The sequence below is a fragment of the Stenotrophomonas sp. CFBP 13725 genome (assembly GCF_014841935.1).
Taxonomy (GTDB): Bacteria; Pseudomonadota; Gammaproteobacteria; order Xanthomonadales; family Xanthomonadaceae; genus Stenotrophomonas.
On sequence record NZ_JACYUV010000004.1, the window covers coordinates 253175 to 275241 of the forward strand.

General features: G+C 65.1%; 23 protein-coding genes. 21 read left to right on the forward strand and 2 right to left on the reverse strand.

Features of this window, described 5'->3' with window-relative positions; genetic code table 11:
• Positions 1-23: 23 nt before the first annotated feature.
• The 7 genes from IFT65_RS09265 to IFT65_RS09295 all read left to right on the forward strand — a co-directional run bounded on the left by IFT65_RS09265 (position 24) and on the right by IFT65_RS09295 (position 5629).
• Positions 24-773 carry a TerC family protein gene (locus tag IFT65_RS09265; RefSeq protein ID WP_192081213.1) on the forward strand — a complete coding sequence of 250 codons (750 nt, stop codon included), beginning with the start codon at positions 24-26 and terminating at the stop codon, positions 771-773.
• Between the two features lie 623 nt (positions 774-1396).
• On the forward strand, positions 1397-2020 hold the full coding sequence (locus IFT65_RS09270; RefSeq protein ID WP_188326111.1) for a LemA family protein: 624 nt from the start codon (positions 1397-1399) through the stop codon (positions 2018-2020).
• A 3-nt stretch (positions 2021-2023) separates the two neighbouring features.
• Complete coding sequence (locus IFT65_RS09275; RefSeq protein WP_192081214.1) at positions 2024-2914, forward strand: TPM domain-containing protein; 891 nt, start codon at positions 2024-2026, stop codon at positions 2912-2914.
• Entirely contained in the window at positions 2914-3408 is a 495-nt protein-coding gene (locus tag IFT65_RS09280; protein WP_192081215.1) for a TPM domain-containing protein, read from the forward strand. The genes IFT65_RS09275 and IFT65_RS09280 overlap by 1 nt, the downstream gene beginning before the upstream one ends.
• A gap of 42 nt (positions 3409-3450) precedes the next feature.
• A complete protein-coding gene (gene lgt, locus IFT65_RS09285; RefSeq protein ID WP_192081216.1) occupies positions 3451-4341 on the forward strand; it encodes a prolipoprotein diacylglyceryl transferase in 891 nt (296 codons plus the stop codon).
• The gene (locus IFT65_RS09290; protein WP_192081217.1) at positions 4338-5132 is read left to right on the forward strand and encodes a thymidylate synthase; all 795 of its coding nucleotides are present in this window, start codon (positions 4338-4340) and stop codon (positions 5130-5132) included. Before lgt ends, IFT65_RS09290 begins: the two co-directional genes overlap by 4 nt.
• Positions 5129-5629: a dihydrofolate reductase gene (locus IFT65_RS09295; RefSeq protein ID WP_192081218.1), complete on the forward strand. Its 501-nt coding sequence runs from the start codon at positions 5129-5131 to the stop codon at positions 5627-5629. Before IFT65_RS09290 ends, IFT65_RS09295 begins: the two co-directional genes overlap by 4 nt.
• A 281-nt stretch (positions 5630-5910) precedes the next feature.
• Here IFT65_RS09295 and IFT65_RS09300 read toward each other — a convergent pair whose 3' ends face one another.
• A complete protein-coding gene (locus tag IFT65_RS09300; RefSeq protein WP_192081219.1) occupies positions 5911-7119 on the reverse strand; it encodes a pyridoxal phosphate-dependent aminotransferase in 1209 nt (402 codons plus the stop codon).
• Positions 7120-7233: 114 nt separating this feature from the next.
• Here IFT65_RS09300 and IFT65_RS09305 point away from each other — a divergent pair, with 114 nt between their 5' ends.
• From IFT65_RS09305 to IFT65_RS09370, 14 genes are all read left to right on the forward strand, one after another.
• Complete coding sequence (locus IFT65_RS09305; protein ID WP_192081220.1) at positions 7234-9345, forward strand: S9 family peptidase; 2112 nt, start codon at positions 7234-7236, stop codon at positions 9343-9345.
• Positions 9346-9427: 82 nt separating this feature from the next.
• Positions 9428-9853, forward strand: a complete 426-nt coding sequence (locus IFT65_RS09310) for a YbaN family protein (RefSeq protein ID WP_192081221.1) — start codon at positions 9428-9430, stop codon at positions 9851-9853.
• Between the two features lie 65 nt (positions 9854-9918).
• A complete protein-coding gene (locus tag IFT65_RS09315; protein ID WP_192081222.1) occupies positions 9919-10182 on the forward strand; it encodes a lipoprotein in 264 nt (87 codons plus the stop codon).
• Entirely contained in the window at positions 10175-11026 is an 852-nt protein-coding gene (dapF, locus tag IFT65_RS09320; RefSeq protein WP_192081223.1) for a diaminopimelate epimerase, read from the forward strand. The genes IFT65_RS09315 and dapF overlap by 8 nt, the downstream gene beginning before the upstream one ends.
• On the forward strand, positions 11023-11700 hold the full coding sequence (locus IFT65_RS09325; protein ID WP_192081224.1) for a DUF484 family protein: 678 nt from the start codon (positions 11023-11025) through the stop codon (positions 11698-11700). Before dapF ends, IFT65_RS09325 begins: the two co-directional genes overlap by 4 nt.
• 8 nt (positions 11701-11708) lie before the next feature.
• Complete coding sequence (gene xerC, locus IFT65_RS09330; protein WP_192081225.1) at positions 11709-12605, forward strand: tyrosine recombinase XerC; 897 nt, start codon at positions 11709-11711, stop codon at positions 12603-12605.
• Between the two features lie 162 nt (positions 12606-12767).
• Positions 12768-13304 (forward strand): fimbrial protein, encoded by a 537-nt coding sequence (locus IFT65_RS09335; RefSeq protein WP_192081226.1) that lies wholly within the window; start codon positions 12768-12770, stop codon positions 13302-13304.
• Between the two features lie 102 nt (positions 13305-13406).
• The gene (gene hslV / locus IFT65_RS09340) at positions 13407-13958 is read left to right on the forward strand and encodes an ATP-dependent protease subunit HslV (protein ID WP_108758868.1); all 552 of its coding nucleotides are present in this window, start codon (positions 13407-13409) and stop codon (positions 13956-13958) included.
• A 147-nt stretch (positions 13959-14105) separates the two neighbouring features.
• A complete protein-coding gene (gene hslU / locus IFT65_RS09345) occupies positions 14106-15446 on the forward strand; it encodes an ATP-dependent protease ATPase subunit HslU (protein WP_192081352.1) in 1341 nt (446 codons plus the stop codon).
• A gap of 128 nt (positions 15447-15574) precedes the next feature.
• Positions 15575-16108 (forward strand): type 1 fimbrial protein, encoded by a 534-nt coding sequence (locus tag IFT65_RS09350; RefSeq protein WP_192081227.1) that lies wholly within the window; start codon positions 15575-15577, stop codon positions 16106-16108.
• Positions 16109-16402: 294 nt separating this feature from the next.
• The gene (locus IFT65_RS09355; RefSeq protein ID WP_192081228.1) at positions 16403-16948 is read left to right on the forward strand and encodes a fimbrial protein; all 546 of its coding nucleotides are present in this window, start codon (positions 16403-16405) and stop codon (positions 16946-16948) included.
• 249 nt (positions 16949-17197) lie between these two features.
• Positions 17198-17746, forward strand: coding sequence for a fimbrial protein (locus tag IFT65_RS09360; protein WP_192081229.1), 549 nt, complete (start codon positions 17198-17200; stop codon positions 17744-17746).
• 79 nt (positions 17747-17825) lie between these two features.
• Positions 17826-18569, forward strand: a complete 744-nt coding sequence (locus IFT65_RS09365; RefSeq protein ID WP_192081230.1) for a fimbria/pilus periplasmic chaperone — start codon at positions 17826-17828, stop codon at positions 18567-18569.
• Positions 18570-18756: 187 nt separating this feature from the next.
• Positions 18757-21243 (forward strand): fimbria/pilus outer membrane usher protein, encoded by a 2487-nt coding sequence (locus IFT65_RS09370; protein WP_249405109.1) that lies wholly within the window; start codon positions 18757-18759, stop codon positions 21241-21243.
• 42 nt (positions 21244-21285) lie between these two features.
• Here the strand turns inward: IFT65_RS09370 and IFT65_RS09375 are convergent, their stop codons facing one another.
• Positions 21286-21936: a TetR family transcriptional regulator gene (locus IFT65_RS09375; RefSeq protein WP_192081232.1), complete on the reverse strand. Its 651-nt coding sequence runs from the start codon at positions 21934-21936 to the stop codon at positions 21286-21288.
• Between the last annotated feature and the right edge of the window lie 131 nt (positions 21937-22067).

Genomic DNA, 22067 nt, shown 5'->3' on the forward strand with positions numbered 1-22067 from the left:
CTGCCTTCTCGAAGACTCCCCCCATGTATCTTGAACTGCTCTCCGATCCGAACGTCTGGTTGACCCTGCTCACCTTGAGTGCGCTGGAAATCGTGCTGGGTATCGACAACCTGGTGTTCATCTCGATTGCCGTCAGCAAGCTGCCGGAAGAGCGCCGTCCCTTCGCGCGCAAGCTCGGCATCGCGGTGGCCTGCATCACCCGCATCCTGCTCCTGGTGTCCCTGGCGTATCTGGCGCACATGGAGGCCAACCTGTTCACGGTGGCCGGCATGGGCATCTCCATCCGCGATCTCGTGTTGATCCTGGGTGGCCTGTTCCTGATCATCAAGGGCGGCATGGAGATCCGCGAGCTGATCACCGGCGGGGAAGACGAAGATCCCACCACGACCAAGGCCTCGGCCGTGTTCGGCATGGTGATCCTGCAGATCGCGATCATCGATATCGTGTTCTCGCTGGATTCGGTCATTACCGCCGTCGGCATTGCCGACCATGTGCCGGTGATGGTGGCGGCGATCCTGCTGTCGGTGGCCGTCATGTTGCTGGCCGCCAACCCGCTCGGTCGTTTCATCGATGCCAACCCGACGGTGAAGATGCTGGCGTTGGCCTTCATCCTGCTGATCGGTGCGGTGTTGATCCTGGATGGCATGGATGTGCACGTACCCAAGCCGTACATCTACGCGGCGATGGGGTTCTCGGTGCTGGTGGAGTGGCTGAACCTGCTGATGCGCCGCCGCGCGGTGCAACACAACGTGCCGGGTGCCGGTAACTGGTAAAGAGGTTGCCGGGCCAACGGCCCGGCACCTGCTTTTTGAAGCAAGGTCAACGTCAACGGCGACAGCCGCGGGACGGCGGGCCGGGGTGGGTTGGCGGGGGACGGCAAAGGCCGCTCCTGCGGGCCTCGTTTCGCGCCATCCATGGTGCTCAACGCCCCCGCCAACCCACCCCGCCCGCCTTCGACAGGTTCATGGCGGTGCCTTGGTAGCGCCGACCCATGGTCGGCGAGCGCAGCGGGCCGTTGGCGGTAACATTTCGCCGAGCACGGCTCGGCGCTACCGATGGCAGTAACTCGTCGGGTGGAGGGAGCCCCTGAGTCAGGGGCGGCCGCGAAGCGGCGGGGTGTGGGTGCTGGTGAGACGGGGCCCACGGTTTGCGAAGCAAAGCGTGGGAGCGGCAGCGCGAATGCGATGACGTGGACCCGCGCCATGGATGGCGCGAAACGAGGCACGCAGGACGCAGTTTTTGCCGTCCCCCGCGCCGTCCCACCGCCCGGCCCCAAGCTCGTAACCCGCTGTCAGCGCCAGCCGCGAGGGGGTCTCACCCGTTCGACCATCGCAGCACGGCATTAACTTCCGTCGTGGCATGCTCCCGCTTCCCGCAACCTCCGTGGAGCCCGGCCATGCGCCTGTTGACCCGCCTCATCCCGCTGCTCCTGCTGACCGCCCTGTTGTCCGGCTGTGGCTACAACGCCATCCAGCAGAAGGATGAGTCGGTGAAGGCCAGCTGGTCCGAAGTGCTCAACCAGTACAAGCGTCGCGCCGACCTGGTGCCCAATCTGGTCAACACGGTCCAAGGCTTCGCCGACCAGGAACGCACGGTGCTCACCGAGGTCACCAATGCCCGCGCGCGAGTGGGCCAGGTCAACGTGAACGCAGATGACGAGGCCTCGTTGCGCCAGTTCCAGCAGGCCCAGGGCGAGCTGGGCAGCGCGTTGTCCCGACTGCTGGTGGTGACGGAAAACTATCCCGTGCTGAAGTCCGATGCGAACTTCCGCGACCTGCAGGCGCAGCTGGAAGGCACCGAGAACCGGATCACCGTCGCGCGCGGCCGCTACATCCAGCAGGTACAGGACTACAACACCTATATCCGTTCGTTCCCGCAGGTGATCACCGCGAAGATCTTCGGCTACAAGACCAAGCCCAACTTCACCGTGGAGAACGAAGCGCAGATTTCCAACGCGCCGGAAGTGAAGTTCGGTAATCGCCAGCCGGCAGCACAGCCCGCTCCGCAGCCGGGCAGCTGATCGATGCGCCTGACCACGCTGTTGCTGGTGCTGCTGTGTTGGCTGCCGCTGGGCAGCGTGCACGCTCAGGCGCTGGCGCCGATTCCCGCGTTGGACTCGCCGGTGGTCGATACCACCGGCACACTGGACGCGGCCCGCACCCAGCAACTGGTGCAGCAGGCCACGGCGCTGCAGCAGCGCAAGGGCAGCCAGTTGCAGGTGCTGATCGTGCCGACCACGCAGCCGGAAGACATCGCCCAGTACACCACCCGGGTCTTCGACCAGTGGCAGGTGGGTCGCAAGGGCGTGGACGATGGGGTGCTGCTGGTCGTGGCAAAGAATGACAAGCGCGTGCGTATCGAGCCAGGTTACGGGCTCGAGGGCGCGATTCCCGATGCCGTCGCCAACCGGGTGATCCAGGAATATCTGGTGCCTGCGTTCCGCGCGGGGGATTACGCAGGTGGCATCACCGAGGCTTCCGGAGTGCTGGCGCGGCTCATTGAAGGAGAACCGCTTCCGGCACCCGTCAGTGGCCATCGTGCCCAGCAGAGTGGGAACGGGGGCGATGGCTGGATCGTCGCGGTGGTGATTGGTTTCTTCGTCGGCTCGTTCCTGCGCGCCGTGCTGGGTCGGCTGCCGCGCCCGGTGCGCGGGCTGATTGCCGGCGGCGGGGCGGCGTTGGCCGCGTTCCTGTTCACCTCATTGCTGCTGGCCAGCGGCATCGCCGGTCTGGTCGGTCTGCTGATGGCCGTCACTTCCGGCCACCCCGGGCGCTTCGCTGGCGGGGGCGGTTGGGGCGGCGGCAGTTGGGGCGGCGGCGGTGGATTTGGTGGCGGCGGTGGGTTCGGCGGTGGTGGCGGCTGGGGTGGCGGTGGTGGCCGCTCTGGCGGCGGCGGCGCTTCGGGAGGATGGTGATGATCGCGCGTGCCTTGCGCCATGTGGCGTCTCCCTCGGTGCGACGCACCTTTCCTGCCGCGACGTTGCAGGCGATCACTGATGCGATCGCAGCAGGCGAGCGGCGCCATGGCGGTCAGGTGATGTTCGCCGTGGAGGCGGATCTGCCCCTCGCCGCGTTGTGGCGCCAGGTGACGCCACGGCAGGCGGCCGAGTGCGCGTTCTCGCACCTGCGCACCTGGGATACCGCCGCCAACAACGGCGTGCTGATCTACCTGCTGCTCGCCGACCACGCCATCGAGATCGTCGCCGACCGTGGCCTGCAGGGGCACGTGGCGGAGACGCAGTGGCAGGCGATCTGCGCGCACCTGCGTGCGGGCCTGCAGGGCGGTGATCCGGAGGCCGCGCTGGTGCTGGCGATCAACGAGGTATCGGACCTGCTGGCCGGGCACTTTCCGCCGTCCACGCGGTCACACGAAGATGCGCTGCCCGACACGCCGCAGATTCTTGGCTGAGCACAGGCGCTAAAATACCCCGATCTCTGCAAGGCGCTGCCCATGATCTATTTCCACGACATCGACCCCATCGCCATTTCGCTGGGGCCGATCCAGGTGCACTGGTACGGCATCATGTACCTGCTTGGCTTCGCGTCGGCCTGGTGGCTCGGCAAGCGCCGCATCGCCGCCGGCCGCCTGCCGGGGGTGAACACCGATGGTTTCTCCGACCTGTTGTTCTACGGGATGCTCGGCGTAGTGGTGGGCGGGCGCGTGGGCTACATGCTGTTCTATGCGCTGAGTGACTTCCTGGCCAATCCCCTGCTGCTGCTCAAGGTGTGGGATGGCGGCATGAGCTTCCACGGGGGCCTGCTGGGCGTGCTGGGCGCCAGCTGGTGGTGGTCGCGCCGGCATCGCCTGCACTTCTTCGACACCATGGATTTCGTCGCGCCGCTTGTCCCGCTGGGTCTCGGATTCGGTCGCATCGGCAACTTCATCGGCGATGAGCTGTGGGGCAAGTTCACCGATGGCAGCTGGGGCGTGGTCTTCCCGACCGGCCTGCCCGCACCGCTGGCACAGCTGGACACGGCTGCGCTGAAGGCAGAGTTCGCCGCCGGTGCGTTGAACCAGTACGCACGCCATCCCTCGCAGCTGTACGAAGCCTTCCTGGAAGGGCTGGTGATGTTTGTCGTGCTGTGGATAGTGTCGGCGAAGCCGCGCAACCGCTATCTGATTTCCGGACTGTTCGCGCTGATGTACGGCCTGTTCCGCTTCGCCGTGGAGTTCGTCCGCATGCCTGACAACGGCGTCTACGTGGCCTTCGACTGGCTTACCCGCGGGCAGATCCTCAGCCTGCCCCTGGTAGCGCTCGGCCTGGTGCTGCTGTGGTTGTCGCGGCGTGCGCCGGTGCTGCAGCCGGTACTGCCTGCGGTCTCTGCCGGAGCCAAGGCATGAAAGCCTACCTGGACCTGTTGTCGCATGTGCTGGAGCACGGTACGGAAAAGAGTGACCGCACCGGTACCGGCACGCGCAGCGTGTTCGGCTGGCAGATGCGCTTTGATCTGAACCAGGGGTTCCCGCTGGTCACCACCAAGAAACTGCACCTGCGTTCGATCATCCATGAGCTGCTGTGGTTCCTGCAGGGCGACACCAATATCGGCTACCTGAAAGACAACCAGGTACGGATCTGGGACGAGTGGGCCGACGAGAACGGCGACCTCGGGCCGATCTACGGCAAGCAGTGGCGCAGTTGGGCGACGGCCGATGGCAGCAGCATCGACCAGATGCAGTGGCTGGTGGACGAGATCAAGCGCAACCCGGATTCACGACGGTTGGTGGTGAGTGCATGGAATGTGGGCGAGCTCTCGCAGATGGCGCTGATGCCGTGTCACAACCTGTTCCAGTTCTACGTGGTGGACGGGAAGCTCAGCTGCCAGCTGTACCAGCGCAGCGGTGACATCTTTCTTGGGGTGCCCTTCAATATCGCCAGCTATGCGCTGCTGACCCATATGGTGGCGCAGGCCACCGGCCTGGGGGTGGGCGACTTCGTGCACACGCTGGGCGATGCGCATCTGTACTCCAATCACTACGATCAGGCCCGCGAGCAGCTTGCCCGCGCGCCCCGTCCGCTGCCCACGCTGTGGCTCAATCCCGAGGTGACCGACCTGTTCGGCTTCCGCTTCGATGACATCCGCATCGACGGCTACGATCCGCACCCGGCGATCAAGGCGCCGGTCGCGGTATGACGGCGGTACGGCTTTCGCTGATTGCTGCACTGGACCGCAATAGCGGTATCGGGCAGGGCAATGCGCTGCCGTGGCACCTGCCGGACGACCTGAAGCACTTCAAGGCGCTGACCGTGGGCAAGCCGGTGCTGATGGGGCGCAAGACCGCCGAATCGCTCGGCCGTGCACTGCCCGGCCGGACCAATCTGGTGCTCACGCGTCGTGGCGAGGTCCCGTTCGAGGGCATGCGCGCGGTCGCATCGTTGGATGAGGCGTTGGCCGTGGCCGGTGACGAAGCGGCTGCCGAACTGTGTGTGATCGGCGGCGGTGAGATTTACCGGCTGCTGATCGGTCAGGCCGACACGCTGTACCTGACCTGGGTAGAAGCCGAGGTGCCTGCGGATACGCATTTTCCGGAGGTTGATCCGGCGGTGTGGCAGGAAGCAGAAAGTGAATTGCACGCAGCAGATGCGCGCCACCCGTATGCGTTCCGTTTCGTGCGCTACACGCGACGGTAGCGCCGAGCCGTGCTCGGCGGATTCTGCTGAAGATCAGGCGGCCGCTGCGCTCGCCGACCGTGGGTCGGCGCTACCGGTTCATGGGTATCGGCGGGATGGTGGTGTCTTGGTAGCGCCGAGCCGTGCTCGGCGGATTCTGCTGAAGATCAAGTGGCCGCTGCGCTCGCCGACCGTGGGTCGGCGCTACCGGTTCACGGGTGTCGGCGGGATGGTGGTGTCCTGGTAGCGCCGAGCCGTGCTCGGCGGATTCTGTCGGAGCTCCCGCGGGCATCGGGCATGTGTCAGCCCGTGAACGTCTTCAGCCCGCGTGCGATGCGTTCCACTGCTTCCTGCAACCGGGGAATTTCCTGGGTATAGGCCAGGCGTACGTGCTGCGTGGCGCGATGCGAGCCGAAATCCAGGCCGGGAGTGAACGCCACGTGCTCGGTCTCCAGGAAGTGCGCGCAGAACGCCTGCGCGTCGTCGGTGAACGCGCTGACGTCGGCGTAGAGATAGAACGCCCCCTGCGGCTCAACGTCGATGCGGAAACCCAGCGAGCGCAACGCAGGCAGCAGGAAGTCGCGGCGCTCCCGGAATGCCTCGCGGCGTTGTTCGAAGATCGCCGTCGCCTCATCGGTGAAGCAGGCGAGGGCAGCGTGCTGGGCGATGCTGGATGCGCTGATGTAGAGATTCTGGGCCAGCTTCTCCAGTTCCGGCACGGCGGCCGGCGGGGCGACCAGCCAGCCCAGTCGCCACCCGGTCATGCCGTAGTACTTGGAAAAACTGTTCAGCACGAAGGCCGAGTCGTCAACCTGCAACACGCTGGGCGCATCGAGTCCGTACGTCAGGCCGTGGTAGATCTCGTCCACCACCAGGTGGCCACCGCGTGTGTGCAGCGAGTGCGACAACGCCGCCAGTTCCTCGGCCGACAGCACCGTACCCGTCGGATTCGCGGGCGAGGCGACCAGGGCGCCGACGCTGTCGGTCGTCCAGTGCTGCGCCACCAGGTCCGGTGTGAGCTGGTACGCCGTGCCCGATCCGACCGGCACCAGATGCGCGGCCCCTTCCACCAGACGCAGGAAATGGCGATTGCAGGGATAGCCTGGATCGGCCAGCAGCCAGTGCCGGCCCGGATCCACCAGCAGGCTGCTGGCCAGCAGCAGCGCGCCGGATCCGCCCGGTGTTATCAGGATCCGTTCCGGGTCGATGTCCAGCGCGTACCGGCTGCGGTAGTGCCCTGCGATGGCGTGGCGCAGTGCCGGCAGGCCGCGTGCTGCGGTGTAGCGGGTGTGGCCGGCGGCCAGCGCGGCCTGGCCTGCCTGCACCACCGGCGCGGCCGTGGTGAAGTCCGGCTCGCCGATTTCCAGATGGATCACATCGTGGCCCGCCTGTTCCAGCGCCTGTGCACGGGCCAGCAGGGACATCACGTGGAAGGGCGCGATTTCATGACTGCGCCGGCTGTAAGCCGGACCCGCAGCGGGGGAAGAGGGCAGGGTGCTCATGCCCCGCATGGTACGCCGGTGACCAACGGCAGGCTTGTCCTGCGCGCCGATCTGCGGTCATATCGCTGCAACGGGGGGAGACGGATCTGGCCCCCTTGCATCTTCCGTACGGAGCCACACCTCTTGAAGACTACTCTCTGCCTGTTGCTTGCGAGCCTGATGACCACGACCGCCACCGCTGCCACCCCGCCTGTCCCGCCGGATGCCGAAAAGCGACCGCACGTGGTCAAGGCCCCGTTCGGTGCGACCCGCAACGACGACTATTACTGGATGCGCGACGACAAGCGCGAAGACAAGGCGATGCTGGCCTATCTGCAGGCCGAGAATGCCTACACCGACCAGGTCGTGGCACCGCTCAAGCCGCTGCAGGACACGCTGTACAAGGAAATCGTCGCCCGCATCAAACAGGATGATTCCAGCGTACCGGCACGCGAGCGCGGCTATTGGTACTACAGCCGCTTCGAGACCGGCCAGGACTATCCGATCCATGCGCGGCGCAAGGGCGACATGCAGGCCGCCGAGGAAGTCCTGCTGGACGTGAACCAGATGGCGGCCGGCAAGGGCTATTTCAGCGTCGGCACGATGGAAGTCAGCCAGGACAACCAGCTGCTGGCCTGGGCCGACGATGACGTGGGCCGCCGGCAGTACGTCATCCGCTTCAAGGATCTGCGCACCGGCAAGGTGCTCGACGACGTCATCACCGGTTCGTCGGGCAACGTGGTGTGGGCAGATGACAACCGCACGGTGCTGTACGTGGAGAACGATCCGGAAACGCTGCTCACCGTGCGGGTGAAGAAGCACGTGCTGGGTACGCCGGCCAGCGCCGACGTGGTGTTGTACGAAGAGAAGGACGACAGCTTCTACATGGGCATCGGTCGCACCCGCGACGACCGCTTCATCACCATTGGACTGCACAGCACGGTCACCTCCGAAGAGCGCTACGCGCCGGCCAGCGATCCGACCACGTTCACCGTGCTCGCGCCGCGCCATCGCGAGGTGGAATACGATGCGGACCACTTCGACGGCCGCTGGGTGATCCGCACCAATGACGGGGCGAAGAACTTCAAGCTGGTCACCGCGCCCACCGACGCGACCTCGCGCGCGCAGTGGAAGGACTGGATCGCGCATGACCCGGCGGTCTACATCGAAGGCTTCGAGCTGTTCGATGGCTTCAGCGCCATCGCCGAGCGTTCCGATGGCCTGGAGCGCATCCGCCTGCTGTTCAAGGATGGCCGCACGGATTACGTGAAGGCCGATGAGCCGGCGTACTCCATGGGGTTGGATGACAACACCGAGGCCGACACGCCGTGGCTGCGCTATGCGTATACCTCGATGACCACGCCGACCACGGTGTTCGAGATCAACACGCAGACCGGCGAGCGTCGCCAGCTCAAGCAGCAGCCGGTGATCGGCTACGACGCGTCGAAGTATGAGACCGACCGCGTGTGGATCACCGCCCGCGACGGGGTGAAGGTGCCGGTGTCGCTGGTGTACCGCAAGGGCTTCAAGAAAGACGGCACGGCGGCGCTGTTCCAGTACGCCTACGGCAGCTATGGCATGTCGATGGACCCGTACTTCAACCAGACCGCTGTCAGCTTGCTCGACCGTGGCGTGGTGTATGCCATCGCGCACATCCGTGGCGGCCAGGAAATGGGTCGTGACTGGTATGAGGACGGCAAGCTGCTGAAGAAGCAGAACACCTTCAACGACTTCATCGATGTCACCCGTGGGCTGGTGCAGCAGGGCTGGGCCGCCAAGGATCGCGTCGCGGCGTCCGGCGGCAGTGCCGGTGGCCTGCTGATGGGCGCGGTGGCCAACCAGGCGCCGCAGGACTATCGGGTGATGGTGGCGCAGGTGCCGTTCGTCGATGTGGTGACGACCATGCTCGACCCGACCATTCCGCTCACCACCAACGAGTACGACGAATGGGGCAACCCGGAGAAGAAGCCGTTCTACGACTACATGCTGAAGTACTCGCCGTACGACAACGTGGTGAAGCAGGCGTACCCGGCAATGTTCGTGGGCACGGGACTGTGGGATTCGCAGGTGCAGTACTGGGAGCCGGCCAAGTGGGTGGCCAAGCTGCGCGACGACAACACCGGTTCTTACCCGATCGTGTTCCGCACCAACATGGAAGCCGGCCACGGCGGCAAGTCCGGTCGATTCCAGCGTTACAAGGAGCTGGCTGAATCGTATGCGTTCGTGCTGGACCAGCTGGATGTGTCCAGTCCCTGACTGGGCCGCCGGTCGTGACGGCCGCTGGCCGTCCGCAGGTCAGTGACGGCCGACGGCCGTCACTACCGGTATCCTTGTCGGCATGAACCCGCCTGATCGTCCTGCCGTCGTCGCAGACCCGGTACCTGTACGCCGGGTGCGCTTCAAGTGGGCGTGGTGGCTGCTGGCCTATGCCAGCCTGGGCACCGGCATCGTCGGCATCTTCGTGCCGGGCCTGCCGACGACCGTGTTCATCCTGATCTCGGCGTGGGCCGCCTCGCGCGGTTCGGAGCGGCTGCACCACTGGCTGCTGCAGCACCCCCGATTCGGTCCGGCCATCGGCAACTGGCAGGCACACGGAGCGGTCAGCCGGTACGGCAAATGGATGGCGACGATCACCATGGCCGTGTGTGCCGGGATCATGCTGTGGTGCGTGCCGATCGCCTGGGTCAAGTGGTTTTCCATCAGCAGCATGGCTGTGGTGTGCCTCTGGCTGTGGAGCCGCCCGCTGCCCCCTGCCGGACCATGAATCCGCCACGCGCCGCATGACCCGGATGGGCGACGCCGGGCATGGCTCGGCGCTACACTCGGCGCATGAAGAATTCCCGCCGACACCTCATCGTGATTCCGCTGGCAGCGTGCGCGCTGCTGTTCCTCAGCGCCTGCGGCAACAAGGGCCCATTGGTGCTGCCGCAGAAGCCGGTACCGGTGGAAGAAGTGGTCGAGCCGGTCGATGCCCCGGCCACCGACGACGCCACGCCGCCGGCCACCCAGCCCACCGATGCGGGCAATCCCAGCACCGTGCCCGACCCGGTCGCATCGCCCATCGATGACACCACCGGCGGCAGCAATGACTGAGGCAGCAGGCAACCGCCTGCGTTTCAGCAAGATGCACGGCGCAGGCAACGACTTCGTGATGCTGGACCTGCGCAATGGCGCGTTGCCGCCGTCACCGCAGCTGGCCGCACAGATGGCGGACCGGCACACCGGCGTGGGCTGCGACCAGATCATCACGATCGAGGCGCCGCGCGCGGCGGGCTCCGTGGCGTCGTACCGTATCTGGAACGCCGATGGATCCACCTCGCAGCAATGTGGCAACGGAGCACGCTGCGTGGCGGCGTGGCTGGTCCGCAACGGTGACACCGGCGAGGACGCGTTCACCATCGACAGTCCCCTGGCGACGCACCCGGTGCGCAGGCTGGCCGATGGCGATTATTCAGTGGAGATGGGCGTGCCGGTGTTCGAGCCGGCGCAGATTCCGCTGATCGGTTTTGCACATCCGCGCGGCGAGTACCTGCTGCCGCTGCAGGGAGAGACCGTCCGCTTCGGTGCGGTGTCGATGGGCAACCCGCACGCGGTCATCGAAGTCGGCCTGGTCGATGCGGCCCCGGTGGAACGGCTGGGCCACTCGCTGCAGCACCATGCGTCGTTCCCGGAGTCGGTCAACGTCAGCTTCGCCCAGGTGCTTGAGCCGGACCACGCGCGCTTGCGTGTGTACGAGCGCGGCGTGGGCGAGACCCTGGCGTGTGGCAGTGGCGCCTGCGCGGCGGCGGTTTCACTGATGCAACGCGGACGGCTCACGTCCAGTGCCCGCATCAGCCTGCCCGGCGGCGACCTGCGCATCCAGTGGGCCGGCGAGGGCCAGCCGGTCTTCATGTCCGGTCCGGCCGCATTCGTTTTCGAAGGGGAGTGGAGTGCATGACCGGAACCAACGAAAAGATCGCTGCGCATGAGGTCGCCTCCTGGCTGCGGCGCCATCCGGGTTTCCTCAAGCAGTTCCCGGACCTGGCGCTGACCCTGGTGGTGCCGCGTGACGACGGCCCCACTGCGTCACTGGCCAGCTACCAGCTGGACGTGCTGCGCGACAAGAACCGCGAACTGTCGCGCCGCCTGGCCGATCTCGGCCACACCGCACAGGTCAACGAACGGCTTGCCGTGCGTACCCAGCAGTTGACGCTCGCGCTGATGAAACAATCCACGGTGGCCGATACGCTGCGGGCGATGGCGGCATCGCTGGAAGAAGATTTCGACGGCGATCTGGTGCGTCTGGTGATGCACACGCCCGTGGCAGGACTGGAGCAGGCGCCGTGGCTGCAGATCATTCCCGCCGACAGTCCGCTGCTCGGCCCGTTCCGCGACTGCCTGAAGGACGGCGAGCCGCTATGTGGGCGCCTGCAGCCGGAAAAGAACGCGGTGCTGTACGGCGCACGCGCTGAAGAAATACAGACCACCGCCTTGCTGCCCTTGCCGGGCGTTGGACTCATCGCCGTGGGCAGCCATGATGGCAATCGCTTCTATCCGGGCATGGGCACCTTGTTCCTGCGCATGATGGGCGAGGCGTTGGTCGTGGCACTGCATCGGTTCAAACCGGCCTGACCGCCGCAATGGATGCCGTCCAGCCGTTCCTGCAGTACATGACGGTGGAGCGACGCATGTCGGCCCACACGCTGGACGCCTATCGGCGTGACCTGGCCGCGCTGCAGCAGTGGGCGCATGCACGTGATGTGTCCGTGGATGCCCTGGATGGCGAGCAGATGCGCGGCTTCATCGCCGATGAGCATCGACGTGGATTGTCCGCCACCAGCCTGCAGCGCCGTCTGTCAGCCTGCCGTGGCTACTATGCGTGGCAGATGAAGCATGGCCGCCTGACGGTGGATCCGACCACCGGGTTGAAAGCACCGCGCGCGCCGCGCCGCCTGCCGCAGGTACTCGATGCCGATGAGGCGGTGCAACTGGTGGAGCTGCCGACCGACGGCGAGCTCGGCCGTCGTGATCGCGCGCTGCTCGAACTGTTCTATTCCTCCGGGTTGCGGTTGAGCGAGCTGTGCGGACTCACCTGGCGGGATCTTGATTTCGCCAGTGGGCTGGTCACCGTGCTGGGCAAGGGCAACCGCCAACGCCGGGTGCCCTTTGGTCGTCCTGCGCGCGACGCACTGCAGGCGTGGCGGATGGAAACGCCCGATGCCCCTGCCGCGCCGGTGTTTCCCGGACGCAACGGGCCGATCAGCCAGCGTGCCGTACAGGTGCGGATCAAGCAGCTGGCGCAGCGCCAGGGGCTGTTCAAGCATGTGCACCCGCACATGCTGCGCCACAGTTTCGCCAGCCATATCCTGGAATCGTCCGGTGATCTGCGCGGGGTGCAGGAACTGCTCGGCCACGCCGATATCGCGACAACGCAGATCTATACCCACCTGGATTTCCAGCACCTGGCCAAGGTGTATGACGCAGCGCACCCGCGCGCCAAGCGTCAAAAGCAGCGAAACCAAAGCGATAACAGCTGAACACGGTCGGATTCAGACGTGATCCACCCCAATAGTTGCGGCGATCGCTTTGATGGGCTGTCGCGGAAGCCACCTGGCCCCATGCTCTCCGTCCACCTCCACGCCTCCGCGTGAGCGCACGCAGCGGGCGCCGGAGGAGATCAATGGATATGGAGCGGGTGGATGGGCAGGAAAATGGGTGCATGGCTGTCCTTGGCGCTTACCGGCCTGGGAAATGTGGCCCATGCTCAGCACGGCACGTTGTCGTTCACTGGCAGCGTGAACCGGCCCACCTGCGTTGTGCAGCCATTGGCTGTCCCGATTGCCGGTCCCAACATGACGGTGATGCTGCCTTCCATCGCGCACCGGTCCCTATCGGCTGCAGGGCGGCGCGGCACGCCCATTCCCTTCCATCTGATAGTAGGATCCGGCGAGCATCCCTGCGACCAGACCTCTGTCCGTGCGCTGTTCCGCGATGCTGGCTATACCAACGCGGCGGGCCGGCTGGACAATTACGGCAAGGCGTCCAACGTGAGTATCGTGGTGACCAACGAGCAGCGCCAGGACGTGAATCTGGCCAGTAACGAGAACTCGTTGATCGTGCTCATGGATGACAACGGGATCGGTGTCATGTCCTGGTTTGCCAGCTACTATGCGACGGGCGCAGCGCAACCGGGCACGGTCCGCTCGCAGGTGAATTACCTGCTGGAATACCCCTGACCGGGGGGCGTCGCGGCCAGGCGATGAACCGCGACCCACCGCAGCGGCTTGATGGCAGCTGCTGCTGTCCCCATGTTCCTCTGACAGTATTCCGGAGGCCAGATGGACCCCAGCCAGAACCCCACAGTTTTCCACGCCACCACCATCGTCTGCGTCCGTCGTGGCGAGCACGTGGCAATAGCCGGCGACGGCCAGGTGACCCTTGGCCACACGGTGATGAAGGGCAACGCACGCAAGGTGCGTCGCCTTGGCCGCGACGGGCAGGTGCTGGCCGGCTTTGCAGGTGCCGCTGCCGATGCCTTTACGTTGTTCGAACTGTTCGAGGCCAAGCTGGAGAAACATGGCCAGCTGCAGCGTGCCGCCGTAGAGCTCGCCAAGGATTGGCGGACCGAACGCCGACTGGGCAAGCTCGAAGCGCTGCTCGCGGTGGCCGACAAGGAAACCTCGTTGATCATCAGCGGCACCGGCGATGTGATCGAGCCGGAAGACGGCATCATCGCCATCGGCTCCGGCGGCTCGTATGCGTTGTCGGCTGCGCGTGCCCTGATGGCGCATACCGAACTGGATGCACGCACCATCGCCAGCGAGGCGATCGGTATTGCCGGTGACATCTGCATCTACACCAACCGCAACGTGGTTGTGGAAGAGCTCTGATTCCACCGGGTAGCGCCGACTTCAGTCGGCAATCGTTCCGCTGGTGCCGACCTCGGTCGGCAACCGTTCTGGTAATGCCGACTTCAGTCGGCAATCCTCATTGGTGAGCACCCCATGTCGCAGAAATTCGAACACACCTCCGCTTCCATGACTCCGCGCGAGATCGTGCAGGAACTGGACCGCCACATCGTCGGTCAGCACGATGCCAAGCGCGCCGTGGCCATTGCGCTGCGCAACCGCTGGCGCCGCATGCAGTTGGAGGAAGGCCTGCGCAACGAGGTCATGCCGAAGAACATCCTGATGATCGGCCCGACCGGCGTTGGCAAGACCGAAATCGCCCGCCGCCTGGCGACCTTGGCCAACGCGCCGTTCGTCAAGGTCGAGGCCACGCGCTTCACCGAAGTGGGCTACGTCGGCAAGGATGTCGAGCAGATCATCCGCGACTTGGCCGACACGGCCGTGAAGCTGTACCGCGAGCAGGCCAAGGTGCGTGTCCGCACGCAGGCCGAAGAGCGCGCCGAAGACCGCATCCTGGATGCGCTGCTGCCGCGTCGCAGCGGCGGCATTGGGTTTGATCCGGAAGCTGCGCGCAACGAGCCGTCTGCGCAGGATAATGAAACGCGCATCAAGTTCCGCCGCATGCTGCGCAATGGCGAGCTGGACGAACGCGAGATCGAACTGGAGATCGCCGCCAACGTCAGCATGGACATCATGACGCCGCCGGGCATGGAGGAGATGGGCCAGCAGCTGAAATCCATGTTTGCCAACCTCGGAGGGGCAAAGTCCAACAAGCGTACGCTGACCATCAAGGCCGCGCGCCCGCTGTTGCAGGAAGAAGAGGCCGCCAAGCTGGTCAACGAAGACGACGTACGTGCCGCCGCGATCGACGCCTGCGAACAGCATGGCATCGTGTTCATCGACGAGATCGACAAGGTGGCCAAGCGGGGCGACAACGTGGGCGGTGGTGATGTGTCCCGCGAAGGCGTGCAGCGTGACCTGCTGCCGTTGGTGGAAGGCTCCAACGTGTCCACCAAATATGGCACGGTGAAGACCGACCATATCCTGTTCATCGCCTCCGGCGCCTTCCACCTGGCCAAGCCCAGTGACCTGATCCCGGAACTGCAGGGGCGTTTTCCGATCCGGGTGGAGCTGGGTGCACTGACCAAGGCCGATTTCGTGCGCATTCTCACCGAACCCAAGGCCGCGCTGACCAAACAGTATGAAGCGCTGTTGCTGACGGAGGGCGTCAAGGTCACTTTCACCGAAGAGGCGATCGACCGGCTCGCGGAGATTGCGTTCCTGGTGAACGAGCGGCAGGAAAACATCGGCGCGCGTCGCTTGCACACCGTGCTGGAGCGCCTGCTGGATTCACTGAGCTATGAGGCGCCGGATCGCGATGGTGAGACCTTGGAGATCGATACCATCTACGTGGACACGCATCTGGGAGAGCTGGTCAAGGATCCTGACCTCAGTCGCTATATCCTCTGATCAGGAGACCGCTGAAAGGCGGTCTTCCTGCAGATGGGTTATGCGCCTGGTCTGATGGGGGGAGTGCGCAGGCATCGGCTACGCTGCGGCCAGCAACGCCCTTCCCGCGGCGTGTTCGGATGCATTGCATGAACACTCAAGCCTTCGCCATGGCAATGGCGCTGATGGCTGTTGGATACAGTTACGCACCGTCGGCATTGGCGTCGGCCCGCGAAAACCAACGGCTGACCACCTGTGCGGTCTCGATCAACGGGAGTGGCAGCGCTGAAGGTGGGTTGACCCTGCCCAGTGCCGCAGCACGTGATCTTGCCCGGGCCGGTGCGCGTGCCGGTCGACGCGGTTGGCGGGTGCAGGTTGGCAGCGACCTGCAGCCCTGCCATGCGAGCAGCGTTCAGATCGCGTTCCACGACAGCGGCAACGTCAATGCACAAGGCCGACTGGACAACGTCGGATCAGCGGAGCGCGTAGATGTGGTCTTGATCAATCTCAACGATGGCGGCGCCGACATCAACCTGCGCACGGGCGCCAACTCGCAGGTGCGGATAATTCCCCCGATGACCGGCTTCGTGATTCTCAACTATGCCGCCGAGTACTACGCCACCGGATCGGCGGGTGGCGGATTGGTGTCTACGTCGGTGCAGTACGACCTGATCTACCGCTGACGGAAGAAGGATCCCGCAATGCTCCGACAGGCGCCCGAGAGGGCGCTTTTTTATTGCACCGGTGACATGAACGGCGTCGAGGTCTCGCTTCACCGTGCCGACGGTCGGCACGAGGTGCCGCGCGCTGTGGTGCAGTTCAATGCGGGTGCGTGACGTAAGCCGGGGGTTCGATAACACCCGGTCTCCACTCGGCCGCGTACTAGGCTGTCAGCCGTGAGGTCGTCCGACGATGGGAGGTCGAGAAGCGCATGCGCTTTTCGGCGCTTCCATTACTGTAGAACCAAGGACAACACCATGCGTAGATCGTCAACCGTGCTGCCTGCGATGTTCGCCCTGCTGGGCTGGGCATCAACCGCGAGCGCACAGAGCGGCACCATCGCTTTCAGCGGCAGTGTCACCTCCACGACCTGTGACGTCTCCTTCAACGGTCTGGTCGGTAACAATCCCACCATCCCCTTGCCCACGGTCGCCAGCACCTCGTTGCTGGCCGGACAAAGTGCCGGTCACACACCTGTGGTCCTGACACTCAGCGGATCCGATCCGATCTGCTCCAACAGTGGTGCGAACCTCACGCTGAATGTCGACCGCAGTGACAGCCTGCTCAACGGCCGCATGCGCACTACCGGAATCGGAGTGGGCGGCGGCACCAGCGCGGTGGTTGGCCTGATGACGTCGTTGGGGGCGCCCATCGACCTGACCGGCGGCATGGCCCTCGCTCCGTCATCCTCGATCGGTGGTGCCGTGGAGTTCCGGCTGTTTGCCGAGTACTACGCCGACGGCGGGGATGCCACGCCAGGGATATTCCAGGCGCCGCTTCAGTACACCATTTCGTATCCATGAAGCTCGCTGCGGTCGGCATGCCGGACAGGCGTTCCTGCGAAGGCGCAGGGCTGCGTCGCGGCCGACACATGACTGTCTCCTATGCCTTGAAGAAAGCTGTGTAAGTTTCAAAAAGGGACTTTAAAAAAGGCGTTTGGTCCATGTCCGATTAATCGCGATGCGAGTGCTGCATAACGTTGGCCAAGCGCAGGAGGACATCGCGCCGTGTTGCAGAAAACTACAACCACCCATGAAGGAACACTTACACCCATGAAAAAAATTTCCATTGCTCTGTTGGCCGTGCTGGCCGTTGGCGCCTCGTCATCGGCGTACGCCCAGTCCGGCACCATCACGTTCACCGGTGAAGTGACCGCATCCACCTGTGAAGTGACCTTCCCGGGCAACGGCGGCACGACCCTCAACCCGACAATCGCACTGGCGACGGTGTCCACCGGTTCGCTTGCCGCCGCGGGCGCAACGGCGGGCCACAAGCCCTTCCAGATCCAGATCGGCAGCACCGGCACCCCGTGCGAGATCGGCACCGGCGTTGCGTTGGAGCTGAACCCGAATCACACCGACGCGATAACCAACGGGCGCCTGGACAACACCGCGGCCGGCGGTGCGGAAAACGTGCAGATCCAGCTGCGTGACGCGACCGGTGCGCCGATCTTCCTGAGCTCCACACCGTGGATCTCCCCACGCGTCCCCTTCGCTGCAGGCGTGGCCACGCTGGGTTTCGAGGGTGAGTACTACGCGAGTGAAGCGGCCGGTGCGGGCGACGTCTCCGCTTCGTTGCAGTACACGCTGGACTACAACTGATCTGTTGACCCGCCCGTTGTAGCGGACGGGGCCTCAGCGCCCCGTCCGTTCGTGGCAACCCTCCCCGGAGTAATGATTCATGAGCCTGTTCCGTACGGGACTGACCTGCCTTGCGCTAGCCTCTTCGCTGCTCGCCGGTATCCCGGCCGCTGCGCAGGTCATCGTGCATGGCACGCGGCAGATATTTCCCGGCGCTGCGCGCGAGATATCGGTACGACTGGAAAACGTCGGCAAGCGTGCGTCGCTTGTACAGGCATGGACCGATGATGGTGACAAACAGGCTGCGCCGGAGACGGTGAAGACACCGTTCGTGCTGCGGCCACCCGTATTCCGGTTGGACCCGGGCAAGAGCCAGGTGCTGCGCCTCCAGTTCACCGGTACGCCGATGCCGCAGGATCGCGAAAGCCTTTACTGGCTCAACGTACTGGATATTCCGCCCGCTCCCCAGGCCGACGAAGTACCCACCGGTAATTTTCTGCAGTTCAGCCTGCGCACGCGGATCAAGCTGATCTACCGGCCGAAGGGGCTGGCGGACGTGATGTCTTCCGCGCAGAAACTGCAGTGGTCGCTGGTTCCCGATGGGGAGGGCTGGGCGCTGCAGGCTCGAAACCCGACGCCGTATTACGTGCACGTGAGCAGGCTCGCGCTGCGCGTACAGGGCACGGACCATCCGGTGGACGACCCGCGGATGATCGAGCCGCTGGCAACCCAGGTGTTTGCCGTGCAGGGGCTGAACGCACGCCCGGTCGGCGGCAACGTGCAGTTCGACTGGATCAACGACCAAGGTGGCAACGTGGGCCAGTCGGTCGCACTGGAAGACTGAGCGGCCTCCGCGCGCTGATCCACGCTGAAGAGTTTCCTTGCACCTGCCTGCCTCGATGGGCCACGGCGGTGCGCACGCGCCTATTGGAGTTTCATTGATGTTCCTGCGTTGCCCAACGTCACTGCTCTCCAGCCGGCCCTGCCGCCTGGCATCCGCGGTGGTTGCGTCCCTGTTGCCGATGGCGGCCATGGCGGCTCCCAACGTGGAGTTCAATCCGCAGTTCCTGCAGGGAACCCAGGCGGGTGCGCTCGACCTGACCCGCTTTGAGCGGGGTGATGCGTTGCCGGGGACCTACAGCGCCGACATACGCGTCAATGGCACCGTGGTGGCCCGCCGTGAGGTGGAACTGCGCGCGCTGCATGACGGCAGCCTTGCCCTGTGTTTCACGCCCGCGCTGGTGCAGGTGCTGGGCCTGGAGCTGGCGCGCGTGCCGGCGGCCGGGCAGGTGTCCGACGTTGACGGCCTGGCAGAGGAGGTGCGGCCAATGCCGGACACGGTGTTCTGCGATCCCTTGTCGCTCTACATCCCGCAGGCGGCTGCGCGTTTCGATGTGGGCGAACAGGTGCTGGATATCGACATCCCACAGGCCTACCTCGCGCGGGATCCGCGTGGTTGGGTTCCGCAGGAGCTGTGGGACGACGGCATTACCGCCGCCTTGGTCGGTTACAGCGTAAGCCATCAACGCATCCAGAACCGCGGCTACGACAGCCAATCCACCAGCGTTGTGCTCAATGCAGGGTTGAACGTCGGCGCATGGCGTCTGCGGCATGATGGTTTCCTGTCACAGGGTAGTGGGCCGCGAACGGGATATCGCGCTGGGCGCTCTTACGCGGAGCGATCGATCGCTGCTCTGGGCGTGGAGCTGACAGCGGGCGAGGCCAGCACCCGTGGCGACGTGTTTGACGGGGTGTCGTTCCGCGGTCTCTCCATCAGCACCGATCCGCGTATGTTGCCCGATTCGCTCCGCGACTACGCGCCGGTGGTGCGTGGTGTGGCGCAGAGCAATGCGCGGGTGGTGATCCGGCAACGCGATCGCGTGCTCTACCAGGCCAATGTCGCCGCAGGTCCGTTCGAAATCAACGATCTGTATGGCACGGCGTACGCCGGCGATCTGGACGTGGAGATCACCGAGAACGATGGCCGCGTGCAGCGCTTCGTGGTGCCCTTTGCGTCGGTTCCGCAGCTGTTGCGCGCAGGCCAGCAGCGCTTCAGCCTGACGGTGGGCGTGCTGCAGGACATGGCGCTGCGTGACAGGCCACGTCTGCTCGAAGCAACCCTGCGCAAGGGGTTGAGCAATCGGGTGACCGGCTTTACCGGCGCCACCGCCAGCGACGGCTACCAGGCCGTGCTGCTTGGCGCTGCCCTGAACACAGCGGCGGGTGCATTCTCCGGTGACGTGACCTTTGCACGAGCCGATCTGCGTGGCGCACTGGCGGATGCGGCCGGCAGGATGAGCGGGCAGTCGTTCCGGTTGGCCTACAGCAAGGACATCGCAGCCAGCGGCACCAACTTTTCGATGGCAGCGTATCGTTATTCAACTGCCGGCTATGTATCGCTGGCCGATGCCGCACGGCTTCGCCAGTACGTTGATGAACGCAGTGAGTGGGCGCCACCCGCGCAGCAACGCGCGCGGCTCGACCTGAATCTCAACCAGCGCCTGGGTGAACGTTCCGGCCTGCTGTATGTCAGTGCCAGCAGCGTGGACTACTGGGACCAGCGCCAGCGGCGAAGTGCCTTCTCTGTCGGGTACTCCGATCGGCTGGGGCCTGCCACCTACAGCATTGCCCTCCAGCGAAGCACGGAGCGCAGCCTGGGTGGCGGGACAGGCCGGGAAGGCAACAGCATCAACTTCAACATGAGCATCCCGTTGGGTTCGCGCACCAGCGCGCCGCGGATGACGCTGGCGGCCAACAGGCGCAACAGTGGCCGCGATGATGCACGCGCGGGCATCAATGGCAACTTCGGCGATCGCAACCAGGGCAGCTACAACGTAACGGCCAGCCAGTATCGTGGACAGGGCGGCAGCTACGACACCGGCGTGAACTACCAGACGTCCGTGGCCAGCCTCAGTGCGGGCTATACGCACTCGGCAGGCAGCGATGGACTGAGTCTCGGCGCTACGGGCGGCGTCATCGTCCACGGTGACGGCGTGACCTTCTCCCAGCAGCTCGGTGATACGGTCGCCCTGGTGCATGTTCCCGATGCGGCCGACATCGCGCTGGACAGTACCGTCGGGGTGAGGACCAACGCGGACGGCTACGCGGTGGTTCCCTACATGACGCCGTTCCGTCGCAACGAAGTGACCATCGATCCCAAGGGACTGTCGATGGACGTGGAGCTGAAGACCGCTTCGGTGATCGGCGTGCCAACGGCCGGTGCGGTCGTCAGGCTGGTGATCCCCACCAGCAGTGGCCGCAGCGCGCTGATTGAGGCGCCAAGGGCGGACGGGCAGCCGTTGCCCTTTGGGCTGGACGTCTACAACGAAGCCGGGGAGGTTGTCGGCGTCGTCGGGCAGGCCAGTCGCCTGTGGGTGCGCGGAATCGAACCGAGCGGTCGATTGACCGTACGCTGGGGCGCGAAGCCCGGCGAGCAATGCGTGATTGCGTACGCCCTGCAAGAAGCGCAGCCGGCCGACCTGATTGCAGCGCAGTGTGTGGATCCCGACGCCGGATGAGGTAGTAGGTGGCGGAACCCGGGCAGTCGGGGGGCGGGCCGCTTACGGCGGGTTCGGCTCGCTTCCCGTCTGGAACACGCCATCGCGGACATACGCGCTCAGCGTCATGTCCAACGCCAGCATCCCATCACGGCGGATATCCATCAGATCCGGCTCCACCATCGCCCCATGCAGCACGCCCAGCACCGTGGCGTGCAGCATCCGCGCGGCCACCTCGGGGTTCGCGCCGGCTTTCAGTTGGCCCAGTTGCTCGGCCCGCCGCAAGGCGCGCGCCATGCGTTCCAGCCCATCTCGGAATCCGGCCTGCTGCAGGTCAGCCAGCACCTTGCTGTCGGCCGAGGTGTCGCTGCGCAGCATGATCTCCATCGTGTTGCGCAGGCGCGGATCGGCGGCAAGGTCATTCAACGAACCCAATATCACCGAACGCAGGTCCAGCACCGGCGTGTCGCGGCTTTCTGTCGCCGCGCGGTCGAGTTCCTGCATGAAGGGCAGGCGGACCCGTTCGATCACGGCCGCCAGGACGTCGATCTTGTTCTTGAAGTGCCAGTAGACCGCGCCGCGGGTATAGCCGGCGCGGGCGCCGATCATCTCCAGCGTTGTCCGCGCCACCCCATGCTCATGAAAACAGACTTCGGCGGCGTCGAGGATGCCTTCGCGGGTCGCCTGGGTTTCCTCTTTGGTCTTTCGGGCCATTGCTCAGAATGCGTGCGAAACGTCAACGAAGTGTAGCCCTTTACAAACAAACAGTCATGTATGTATATTTCCTGCCCATGACTGCCGTCGCTTTTGGCTCGCTTCCTGAATGGGGGCGTCCGAGGAGAGGG

What these genes read in the sequence shown, in the direction of transcription:
- IFT65_RS09265 (WP_192081213.1), top strand. Translation starts at nt 24, where the DNA reads ATGTATCTTGAACTGCTCTCCGATCCGAACGTCTGGTTGACCCTGCTC.
- IFT65_RS09270 (WP_188326111.1), top strand. Translation starts at nt 1,397, where the DNA reads ATGCGCCTGTTGACCCGCCTCATCCCGCTGCTCCTGCTGACCGCCCTG.
- IFT65_RS09275 (WP_192081214.1), top strand. Translation starts at nt 2,024, where the DNA reads ATGCGCCTGACCACGCTGTTGCTGGTGCTGCTGTGTTGGCTGCCGCTG.
- IFT65_RS09280 (WP_192081215.1), top strand. Translation starts at nt 2,914, where the DNA reads ATGATCGCGCGTGCCTTGCGCCATGTGGCGTCTCCCTCGGTGCGACGC.
- lgt (WP_192081216.1), top strand. Translation starts at nt 3,451, where the DNA reads ATGATCTATTTCCACGACATCGACCCCATCGCCATTTCGCTGGGGCCG.
- IFT65_RS09290 (WP_192081217.1), top strand. Translation starts at nt 4,338, where the DNA reads ATGAAAGCCTACCTGGACCTGTTGTCGCATGTGCTGGAGCACGGTACG.
- IFT65_RS09295 (WP_192081218.1), top strand. Translation starts at nt 5,129, where the DNA reads ATGACGGCGGTACGGCTTTCGCTGATTGCTGCACTGGACCGCAATAGC.
- IFT65_RS09300 (WP_192081219.1), bottom strand. Translation starts at nt 7,119, where the DNA reads ATGCGGGGCATGAGCACCCTGCCCTCTTCCCCCGCTGCGGGTCCGGCT.
- IFT65_RS09310 (WP_192081221.1), top strand. Translation starts at nt 9,428, where the DNA reads ATGAACCCGCCTGATCGTCCTGCCGTCGTCGCAGACCCGGTACCTGTA.
- IFT65_RS09315 (WP_192081222.1), top strand. Translation starts at nt 9,919, where the DNA reads ATGAAGAATTCCCGCCGACACCTCATCGTGATTCCGCTGGCAGCGTGC.
- dapF (WP_192081223.1), top strand. Translation starts at nt 10,175, where the DNA reads ATGACTGAGGCAGCAGGCAACCGCCTGCGTTTCAGCAAGATGCACGGC.
- IFT65_RS09325 (WP_192081224.1), top strand. Translation starts at nt 11,023, where the DNA reads ATGACCGGAACCAACGAAAAGATCGCTGCGCATGAGGTCGCCTCCTGG.
- xerC (WP_192081225.1), top strand. Translation starts at nt 11,709, where the DNA reads ATGGATGCCGTCCAGCCGTTCCTGCAGTACATGACGGTGGAGCGACGC.
- IFT65_RS09335 (WP_192081226.1), top strand. Translation starts at nt 12,768, where the DNA reads ATGGGCAGGAAAATGGGTGCATGGCTGTCCTTGGCGCTTACCGGCCTG.
- hslV (WP_108758868.1), top strand. Translation starts at nt 13,407, where the DNA reads ATGGACCCCAGCCAGAACCCCACAGTTTTCCACGCCACCACCATCGTC.
- hslU (WP_192081352.1), top strand. Translation starts at nt 14,106, where the DNA reads ATGACTCCGCGCGAGATCGTGCAGGAACTGGACCGCCACATCGTCGGT.
- IFT65_RS09350 (WP_192081227.1), top strand. Translation starts at nt 15,575, where the DNA reads ATGAACACTCAAGCCTTCGCCATGGCAATGGCGCTGATGGCTGTTGGA.
- IFT65_RS09355 (WP_192081228.1), top strand. Translation starts at nt 16,403, where the DNA reads ATGCGTAGATCGTCAACCGTGCTGCCTGCGATGTTCGCCCTGCTGGGC.
- IFT65_RS09360 (WP_192081229.1), top strand. Translation starts at nt 17,198, where the DNA reads ATGAAAAAAATTTCCATTGCTCTGTTGGCCGTGCTGGCCGTTGGCGCC.
- IFT65_RS09365 (WP_192081230.1), top strand. Translation starts at nt 17,826, where the DNA reads ATGAGCCTGTTCCGTACGGGACTGACCTGCCTTGCGCTAGCCTCTTCG.
- IFT65_RS09370 (WP_249405109.1), top strand. Translation starts at nt 18,757, where the DNA reads ATGGCGGCTCCCAACGTGGAGTTCAATCCGCAGTTCCTGCAGGGAACC.
- IFT65_RS09375 (WP_192081232.1), bottom strand. Translation starts at nt 21,936, where the DNA reads ATGGCCCGAAAGACCAAAGAGGAAACCCAGGCGACCCGCGAAGGCATC.